A 3331-nucleotide genomic window follows, 5' to 3' on the forward strand; every position below is an offset into this window, starting at 1 on the left:
ACCTGCTCTCTCATTAATTTTTTCTTTAATATTGTCTTACCATTTTTATCTACACCGTGAATTTGAAAAATTCTTTTTGCAATATCTATACCAATTGTGGTAACTTCCATATGGGCCTCCTTATTGTTGTTTAGGATTCATTTCCTATCCTAGAAGATTAGCATATGCTTCTCATTCTGTATATAGGGTAGGTCCATACCATTAATTCAGGAGAATTTGGAGCTAGGAGCGATGAGTGATATGTCCCCAACTTCTCCTCTCGTTCTATTTGCAAGACATCCTATCGTCTTTATTGTTTATTTTTTATAATTATGTGTAGTTATGACTTTAGAAGAATTTCACCAAAAATATAATTATGCTCAATCAACCAAGATGATGCAACAATATTTAGACATCAAATTTGCTAATCTTGATTGTCTTCTATTGTTTAGGATGGGTGATTTTTATGAAATGTTTTTTGAGGATGCAATTCTTGCCAGTCAAGTTTTAGGTATTGCTTTGACTAAAAGAGGTTCTAATGGTGATTGTGAGATTGCTATGTGTGGTGTCCCTCATCATGCTCTTGAGACCTATTTGAATAAATTAATTGAAGAGAATTACAAAGTTGCTATTTGCGATCAATTAGAGACACCCGAAGAGGCAAAAAAACGTGATGGTTATAAGGCTGTAGTACATAGGGATGTAACGCGTATCATCACCCCAGGTACTATTACTGAGGAATCTTTAATTGATGTTTGTGAGCCTAATTATTTGGCAAGTTTAGTTTTGTTAAAAAACAAAGCGTCAATTTGTTACGTAGATATTTCTACTGTGGAAATTTCAGTTATTGAGATTCCGCAAAATGAGATTATCAATGAACTATCGCGTCTTAAGCCAAAAGAGATTTTACTTAGTGAAAATTTGAGGGGGCATCAATTAGCTAGTAATATTAATAACCAATTGCATTTTCGTATCTCATATCAAGTTGATAGTTTTTTTGCTAGTAAGAAATGTCATAAAATTATCTTAGATTTTTATAAAATTAATGATCTAAAAGCTATAGGTGAAGTATCTGAATGTCAAATAAGTAGTATTGGTAGTGTTTTAGAATATTTATCTTTGACCCAAAAGCAAAATATACCTTCTCTACCTTTACCTCGGTTGGTTAATTATCATAATTTTATGATTATTGATTCGGCAACTCGGCGGAATTTGGAAATTACCAGTAATTTATTAGGAAAAACCAAAGGCAGTGTCCTTGCTACTATTGATCATACCGTTACTAAAGCTGCCAGCCGTCTATTATATCACTTTTTATCTACACCACTAATAGATATTGATCAAATAAATTCTCGACAAAATATAACAGAGTTTTTTTATAAAAATATTGCCATAGTAGGAAATATTAAAAAATTACTCAAGAAAACTGGAGATTTAGAACGTTGTTTATCTAGAATTATGATGAATCGCGGCTCAGGACGAGATTTGCTAAATATTAAATATACGTTAAATGCTGCACTGGAAATAAAGGGTGAATTTATTGCTCATTACGGGCTAAATCTGCCAGATTATATAGAGAACTTAATCAAACCATTATCTGGCAATGAACAATTATATTCTTTAATAGACCAGGCAATTAGAGAGGATGCACCAAATAATATCAATGAAGGCGGTATAATAAATCATCATTATCACCCTAAACTACAAGAATTATATGATCTAATTAATAATGGCAAATCACATATAGAGAAGCTAAAGAATCTATATCGTCTTGATACTGGCATTGAAACTCTCAAAATATCACATAATAATGTGCTTGGGTTGTTTATTGAAATTACCCTAAGACATAGTGATAAGATGGTAGACAGAAAATTTATTCATCGTCAAACAACTTCTAATACTAGTCGATATACTACTATTGAATTACAAAAATTAGAAAGCGATATGGTTAATAGCAAAAGTTTAGCAATTAGTCTTGAACTGGAATTATATAATAAAATATGCCAGCAAGTTATTGATAATACTGTATTTCTGCGATTACTTAGCTGTTCTTTGAGTCAGCTTGATGTATTCTGTAATTTTGCTTATATTGCCGATGAATATAATTATGTTAGACCAGTTTTAACGAACGATTTAACTTTTGAAGTTATCAAGGGACGTCATCCAGTTGTTGAACAAAGCCTATTAACCGATAAAAAGAGCTTTATTGACAATAATTGCACTTTATCCGAAGCTAATAGAATTTGGTTAATTACTGGACCTAATATGGCTGGTAAAAGTACTTTTTTGCGGCAGAATGCCCTAATAGCCATATTGGCACAAATTGGTAGTTTTGTACCAGCGACAAGTGCCAAGATAGGAGTGGTAGACAAGATATTCAGTAGAATAGGGGCAGGGGACGATTTACAGGCAGGACAGTCGACTTTTATGGTAGAAATGCTAGAGACATCAGCTATTTTAGCACAATCTACTAAAAATTCCTTAGTGATACTAGATGAGGTTGGGCGTGGAACTTCGACATATGATGGCGTATCAATTGCTTGGTCAGTGCTTGAATATATTCATGATAATCTCAAATGCCGATGTTTATTTGCTACGCATTATCATGAATTAACCAGTATGAGTAATTTTTTGCCAAGCCTAAAAAATTATACAGTTGCTATTGAGGAATTAGGAAAAGAAATATTATTTTTGCATAATATTATCGAAGGGGCGGCTGATAAATCTTATGGAATTCATGTAGCCTACTTAGCGGGGCTACCAAAATCTGTTATAATTAGGGCGAATGACATTTTAGCAAAATTAGAAAAAAGTGCAACGTACAAAAATAAGCATATATTAAATACCGAATCAAACAATTTAAGTCTATTTAATTTGCCAGTAGAAAGTAAAAAAGAAATGAAATTCAATAAGTTAGAAAAAGAAATTAATACAATCGATCCTGATCAACTCTCCCCTAAGCAAGCTTTAGAGTTAGTCTATAAGTTAAAAGGATTGATTATTGAGTAAACGCCTATAATGACGTATAGATACACCAAGACTATATGGATTGCTTAGTCGTGCGGTTTCCGCACTCATCGCAATGACGTTTGGGGGGCATATACGTCATTGCGAGACCATGTAATGGTCGAAGCAATCCATAAAAGTAACCAAAAATGGATTGCTACGACCTACTTTCGTGGTCTCGCAATGACAACTTTTCTACTTTATTTTCTTAAAACGTTGCCAATTCAAGCTAATTACGTCAATTCGGGATAAGGGATAAGAAAAAATAAAGGAGATATAGGAGTTGCAAGGAGTTAATGCCTGTGTTTATTTTTTTTTCCAAAAAAAACATTTATCACAGGCATTA

At 32.8% G+C, this 3331-nt stretch carries 1 protein-coding gene and 1 pseudogene; one reads left to right on the plus strand and one right to left on the minus strand.

Features of this window, described 5'->3' with window-relative positions; translation table 11 throughout:
* Positions 1-110 (minus strand): annotated as a pseudogene (locus tag RiCNE_RS08140) (IS110 family transposase); the annotation flags it as partial.
* Between the two features lie 211 nt (positions 111-321).
* Here RiCNE_RS08140 and mutS point away from each other — a divergent pair.
* Entirely contained in the window at positions 322-2988 is a 2667-nt protein-coding gene (gene mutS / locus RiCNE_RS06540) for a DNA mismatch repair protein MutS (RefSeq protein WP_094649766.1), read from the plus strand.
* Positions 2989-3331: the final 343 nt, after the last annotated feature.

The sequence above is a fragment of the Rickettsia endosymbiont of Culicoides newsteadi genome (assembly GCF_002259525.1).
GTDB lineage: Bacteria > Pseudomonadota > Alphaproteobacteria > Rickettsiales > Rickettsiaceae > Tisiphia.

Coding starts and splice junctions, on each gene's coding strand:
- mutS (WP_094649766.1), top strand. CDS start 322: ATGACTTTAGAAGAATTTCACCAAAAATATAATTATGCTCAATCAACC.